This is a genomic window from Ectothiorhodospira sp. PHS-1 (assembly GCF_000225005.1).
Taxonomy (GTDB): Bacteria; Pseudomonadota; Gammaproteobacteria; order Ectothiorhodospirales; family Ectothiorhodospiraceae; genus Ectothiorhodospira.
This window is the reverse complement of sequence record NZ_AGBG01000054.1, coordinates 1-5,754: the sequence shown is the minus strand read 5'-3', so window position 1 is coordinate 5,754 and position 5,754 is coordinate 1. Positions and strand designations below refer to the sequence as shown.

The 5,754-nt window shown below is 68.9% G+C and carries 4 protein-coding genes; 2 read left to right on the top strand and 2 right to left on the bottom strand.

The window, feature by feature from the left end:
• On the bottom strand, positions 1–257 hold a 257-nt coding region (locus ECTPHS_RS15440), incomplete at its 3' end, for a helix-turn-helix domain-containing protein (RefSeq protein ID WP_040406105.1).
• A 121-nt stretch (positions 258–378) separates the two neighbouring features.
• Between ECTPHS_RS15440 and ECTPHS_RS13295 the strand changes: the two genes are divergently transcribed.
• Both ECTPHS_RS13295 and ECTPHS_RS13290 read left to right on the top strand, forming a co-directional pair.
• Entirely contained in the window at positions 379–1,404 is a 1,026-nt protein-coding gene (locus ECTPHS_RS13295; RefSeq protein ID WP_141565365.1) for an efflux RND transporter periplasmic adaptor subunit, read from the top strand.
• Positions 1,401–4,472 (top strand): efflux RND transporter permease subunit, encoded by a 3,072-nt coding sequence (locus ECTPHS_RS13290; protein ID WP_008933278.1) that lies wholly within the window; start codon positions 1,401–1,403, stop codon positions 4,470–4,472. Before ECTPHS_RS13295 ends, ECTPHS_RS13290 begins: the two co-directional genes overlap by 4 nt.
• Before the next feature lie 36 nt (positions 4,473–4,508).
• Here ECTPHS_RS13290 and coaBC read toward each other — a convergent pair whose 3' ends face one another.
• Positions 4,509–5,750, bottom strand: a complete 1,242-nt coding sequence (gene coaBC, locus ECTPHS_RS13285; protein WP_040406107.1) for a bifunctional phosphopantothenoylcysteine decarboxylase/phosphopantothenate--cysteine ligase CoaBC — start codon at positions 5,748–5,750, stop codon at positions 4,509–4,511.
• Positions 5,751–5,754: the final 4 nt, after the last annotated feature.

Sequence of the window (5,754 nt, the reverse complement as noted above, 5' to 3'; positions counted from 1 at the left end):
CCCAAACCCGCCGCGGGTTTGTCCAGCGCACGAAAGACACGCTCGGCATCCCGCGCCACCAATGCCTCTAGCAGGGACTGACGGCCCGGGTAGCGGCGATACAGCGTCGCTTTGGACACCGCGGCTTCATGCGCAATGCGCTCCATCGTGACGGCCGACGGCCCCTCGCGCTGGAGCACGCGCCGCACGGCGCCCAGGATCGCCGTGTCCTTGCGAGGATCGACGGGACGCCCCCGGGCATGGGATGTCGTGGGCATGTGGGATGGCAGAGCTTTGGCTATTACGATACCGTTCAATTATGAATGACTTCCGGGAATTTGCGTGATGGCCTTTCGATCGACCCGACTCGTGGCCGCTGGCGCTAGCCTGTTAGCCGCCATGACGATGCTGGGATGCCAGCGAGCCGCCGAGCCGACCTCTACCGCCGACAGCGTCCCCTTGGTGCGCACCACCACGATCGAACCCGCCCTGGGGGCCGCCCAAGGCCTGTCCGGCACTGTGCAGGCGCGCGTAGAGGCGCCGCTGGCGTTTCAGGTGGGCGGGCGCATCCGCACTCGCCATGCGGATGCAGGACAGACGGTGCGTGGCGGCGAGGTGCTGTTCGAGCTGGACCCGGCTGACTTGGAGCAAGCGGTGCGGGCCGCTGAAGCCGACGCCGCCGCTGCCGAGGCGGCGTGGCGCACCGCGCAGGCCGACGTGGCGCGTGTGCGTGACCTGCAGGCGCGCGCCTTTGTGAGCGCCCAGGCGCTCGACCGCGCCGAATTGACATTGCGCGAAGCGCAGAGCCGCCGCGACGCGGCGGCCGCGCGGCTGGCGCAGGCGCGCAACGCCCGCGGCTATGCGCAGTTGCGCAGCCCCGCCGCGGGCGTGCTGGTGGACGTCAGCGGCCAGCCGGGTCAGGTGGTGAGCCCGGGCCAGCCGGTGGCGGTGCTCGCGCAGGCGGGCGAGCGCGAAATCGAGGTCCACTTCCCCGACGGGGTGCTGCCCCCCGCGCAGGGGGAGGCCGTCCTGCCCGACGGCCAACGTCGCCCGCTGCGGCTGCGCGAGGCGGCCCCGATGGTCGATGCGCTGGCGCGCACCCGGCGCGCGCGCTACAGCGTGGCGGATTTGCCCGCCACGGTGGCGCTGGGCAGCGTGGTCAGCGCACGCTTTGCCCTGCCCGGCACAGCGTCAGCCGACGGGGTGCGTTGGCGCGTGCCCATCGGCGCGCTGGATGAGCGCGGCGAAGGTCCGCGCGTGTGGCGCGTGCGTGATGGTCGGCCAGAGCCGGTCGCCGTGCGCGTGCGGCACACCGATGACCGCCAGGCCACGGTCGAGGGTGACCTGCAAGCGGGCGATCGCGTCATCGCGCTGGGCACGCACCTGATCCAGCCCGGCATGGCCGTGCGGGAGCTGCCCCGATGAGCCTGCCCAACCTGTCGGCGCTGGCGGTGCGCGAGCGCGCCGTTACCCTGTTTTTGCTGATTTTGTCGGTGCTGGGCGGCATTTACGCATTCGCCTCGCTGGGCCGCGCCGAGGACCCGGCGTTCACCGTGCGCGCGATGCAAGTCAACGTGCTGTGGCCCGGTGCCACGGCGCAGCAACTGCAGCAACAAGTGGTCGACCGGCTGGAAAAACGCATCCAAGAGGTCGAGTACCTCTACCGCATCGAAACCACCGTGCGCCCTGGGCAGGCCACGCTGCAGGTGGAGTTTCACGACTACACCCCGCAGGCCAAGGTAGCCGAGCTGTTCTATCAGGTGCGCAAGCGCATGTGGGATGCGCAGCGCGAAATGCCCGCAGGCGTCATCGGCCCGATCTCCAACGATGATTTCGCCGACGTGTACTTTAGCCTGCTGTCGCTGACTGCGCCGGGGCTGCCGATGGCCGACCTGGCGCGCGAAGCGGACCGCCTGCGCGACCAGCTGCAACGCATCGAAGGGGTACACAAAGCGGTGCTGATCGGCGAGCGCACGGAGCGCGTATTCGTCGAGTTCGACAGCGCCCGCCTGGTCAACCTGGGGCTGTCGCCGCAGGCGATTTTCGAAGCCATCGACGCGAGCAACCGACTCGTACCCACCGGTCGGCTCGAAACCGACGGCCCGCGCCTGTACATCCGGCTCGACGCCGATTTGTCCGACCCGCAGACGCTGGCGGCGCTGCCCATCCGGGCCGGGCAAAAGGTCATCCGCCTGGGCGACATCGCCACCATCCGGCGCGGTTACGAGGATCCACCCACCTACCTCGTGCGCGCGCGCGGCCAGGACGCCGTGCTGATCGGTGTGGTCATGAACAAGGGTGAAAACGGCCTGGCGCTGGGAGAGCGGCTGGAGCGCTACCTGCAGGCCAAAAAGACCGAGTTGCCCCTGGGCATGGAGCTGACACAGCTGACCAACCAGGCTGACGCGATCCGCAAGGCGGTGGACCTGTTCCAGATCAAATTTCTGGTCGCGGTGGCTGTGGTGATGGGCGTGAGCATATTGGCCATTGGCCTGCGCGCCGGGCTGATCGTGGGCATTGCGGTCCCTGTGACGCTGGGCCTGAGCTTTCTGGTCTTCAAGGCCATGGGCATCAACCTGGATCGCATCACGCTCGGCGCACTCATCATCTCGCTCGGGCTGCTGGTGGACGACGCGATCATCTCGGTCGAGATGATGTTGGTCAAGATGGAGGAAGGCTGGGACCGCATCCGCGCCGCGGCCCACGCCTGGAACGTGACCGCGGCCCCCATGCTGTTTGGCACGCTGGTGACAGTGGCAGGATTTTTGCCGATCGGCTTTGCGCGCTCAGGTGTGGGCGAATACGCCGGCAACATCTTCTGGGTGTTGGGCATCAGCCTGCTCGCGTCGTGGGTGGTGGCGGTGACCTTTGTGCCGTATTTGGGGGTCAAGCTGCTGCGCGACGTGCCGCCCGAGCAGCGCCACGCGCACGATGCGCTGTACCAGACGCCCGCCTACCGGCGGCTGCGGGCGCTGGTGTCGTGGTGCGTGGTGCACCGCAAGACGGTAGTCGCAGGCACAGTGGCGCTGCTGGTGCTGTCGGCCATTGGCATGGCTACGGTGGTGCAAAAGCAGTTCTTCCCCAGCAGCGACCGCACCGAGGTGCTGGTCAGCGTCTATTTGCCGCAGGGCACCTCGGTTGCGGTGACGGACCGCACCGTGCGCCGGCTGGAGTCGATTCTGGCGCCCATGCCCGAAGTCAAGACGCTGTCGGCCTACGTGGGCGCGGGCGCACCGCGTTTTTTCATCTCGGCCAGCCCCGAGCCGCCCAACCCGGCTTTTGGCAAGCTCATCGTGCTGGCCCACGACCAGGCGGGGCGCGACCGCATCATCGCCGCGCTGCAACAGCACATCCGCGACGGCGAATTTCCGGAGGCACGCATCCGCGTTGCGCGGCTGTTGTACGGCCCGCCGGTGGCGTGGCCGGTGCAGTTCCGCGTCTTTGGGCCCGACCCCAACCAGGTGCGCGCCATCGCCCACCGCGTGCGCACGGTGATGGAAGCTAACCCCCACGTGGTGGACCCGCACCTGGAGTGGGATGAGCGCATGCCGGTGCTGCACCTGCGCGCCGACGCCGACCGACTGCGCCTGATGGGCCTGACCCCGCAAGACGTGGCGGAGCAATTGCAGTTCCTGCTCGACGGGGTGCCCGTGACGCAACTGCGGCGCGACACGCGCACGGTGGATTTGGTGGCGCGCGGCGCGTCGGGGGGTACCCGGCTGAACGTGCAGTCGCTCGCCGGGCTGGAGCTGCTCAACCGCGACGGCCGCAAAATCCCTGTGACCCAGCTCGGCACGCTGGAGGTGCGCTACGAGGAACCCGTCATCAAGCGCTACAACCGCGAACCGTTCGTGGCCGTGCAGGCCGAGGTGCGGGGAGCACAGCCCAACGACGTGACCGCTGCGGTATGGAGGGCGCTCGAACCCGTGCGCGCCGAACTGCCCCCGGGCTATCGACTGGCCATCGGTGGCTCGGTGGAGCAGTCCGAAAAAGCCAACCGCTCGATCCAAAAACTGCAGCCGCTGATGGTGGCAGCGATGCTGATCTTCATCATGCTGCAGATGCGCTCGTTTACGGGCACGTTCATGGTGGTGGCCACCGCGCCCCTGGGGCTGATCGGGGCGGTACTGGCGCTGCTCGTGTTTCAGCAACCGTTTGGCTTCGTGGCACTGTTGGGGTTGATCGGGCTGGCGGGCATCCTGATGCGCAACACGCTCATCCTGACGCAGCAGGTGGCCGACAATTTCGAGTCGGGCATGGGTCCCTTCGACGGCGTGGTGGAAGCGGCGGTGCAGCGCGCGCGCCCGGTGGTCTTGACGGCCATGGCGGCGGTACTGGCCTTTGTGCCGCTGACGCAGGACAGCTTCTGGGGTCCGCTGGCCTACTTGCTCATCGGCGGGGTGGCGGTCGGCACGGCGATCACGCTGCTGTTCGTGCCGGCGCTGTACGCGCTGTGGTTTCGCATCCGGCCCCACAGCACCGCCGCCACCTGAACAGGCGGCTGCGATCAGAGGGCGCAGCCGCCACTCTCATCGACCCGGATCTCGCGCACCGCCGTCCGTGCCCAGGCGGCGTGCGATCTCGCGTACCAGCTGCCGCGCCAGCGCGATCTTGCTGGCGGGTGGCAGCTCCACCGTCTCGCGCTCGTCCACCAGCCACAGCGCGTTGTCGTCGCGCCCAAAGGTGGCCGGGCCGATGTTGCCCACCAGCAGCGGCACGCCTTTACGCACCCGCTTGGCCTGGGCGTTGGCCAGCACGTCATGGCTCTCGGCGGCAAAGCCCACGCAGTACAGCTCACCACGCTGCGCACGGGGCGAGGCCGCGACGGTGGCCAGGATGTCGGGGTTCTCTACGAACGTCAGCGCCGGTGGCTGGCCGCTGCCGTCTTTCTTGAGTTTGTGCGTGGCCGCCTGCGCCGGACGCCAGTCGGCCACCGCCGCCGCGGCGATGAAGATGCTGGCCTCGTGCGCGTACGCCAGTACCGCATCCAGCATCTGCTGCGCGGATTGCACATCCACTCGGCGCACGCCACGTGGCGTGCGCAAATGCACGGGGCCGGCCACCAGCGTGACCTCGGCCCCCGCCTCGCGCGCGGCACGCGCCAGCGCAAAGCCCATCTTGCCACTGCTGTGGTTGGTGATGCCGCGCACGGGATCGATCGCCTCGAACGTCGGCCCGGCGGTGATGAGCACGCGCTGTCCGGCCAGCACTTTGGGGCTGAGGCACGCCACCACGTCCTCCAGAATGTCCTCGGGTTCCAGCATGCGGCCGTCGCCCACCTCGCCGCACGCTTGCTCGCCCTGCCCCACCCCCAGCACGGTGGCCCCGTCGGCCTGTACCTGCGCCAGGTTGCGCTGCGTGGCCGGGTGAGCCCACATCTCGCGGTTCATGGCCGGCGCCAGCAGCAGCGGCACGCGCTCGATGGGTCGCGCCAGGCACAGCAGGGTCAGGATCTCGGCCGCGCGGCCCTGCGCCAGTTGGGCGATCAGGTCGGCGCTGGCGGGCGCCACCACGATGGCGTCGGCCGCTCGCCCCAGGTTGATATGCGCCATCGCATTGGGCTCGCGCAGGTCCCACTGCGTGGTGACGACGGGCCGGCCGCTCAAGGCTTGCATCGTCACTGGCGTGATGAACTGTGCCGCCGCCTCGGTCATGACCACCTGCACCGCGGCACCGGCGCGCACCAGCAAGCGACACAGCTCCGCCGACTTGTAGCAGGCGATGCCACCAGACAGACCCAAGACGATGGTTTTGCCGTCGAGTTCCTTCATGCGC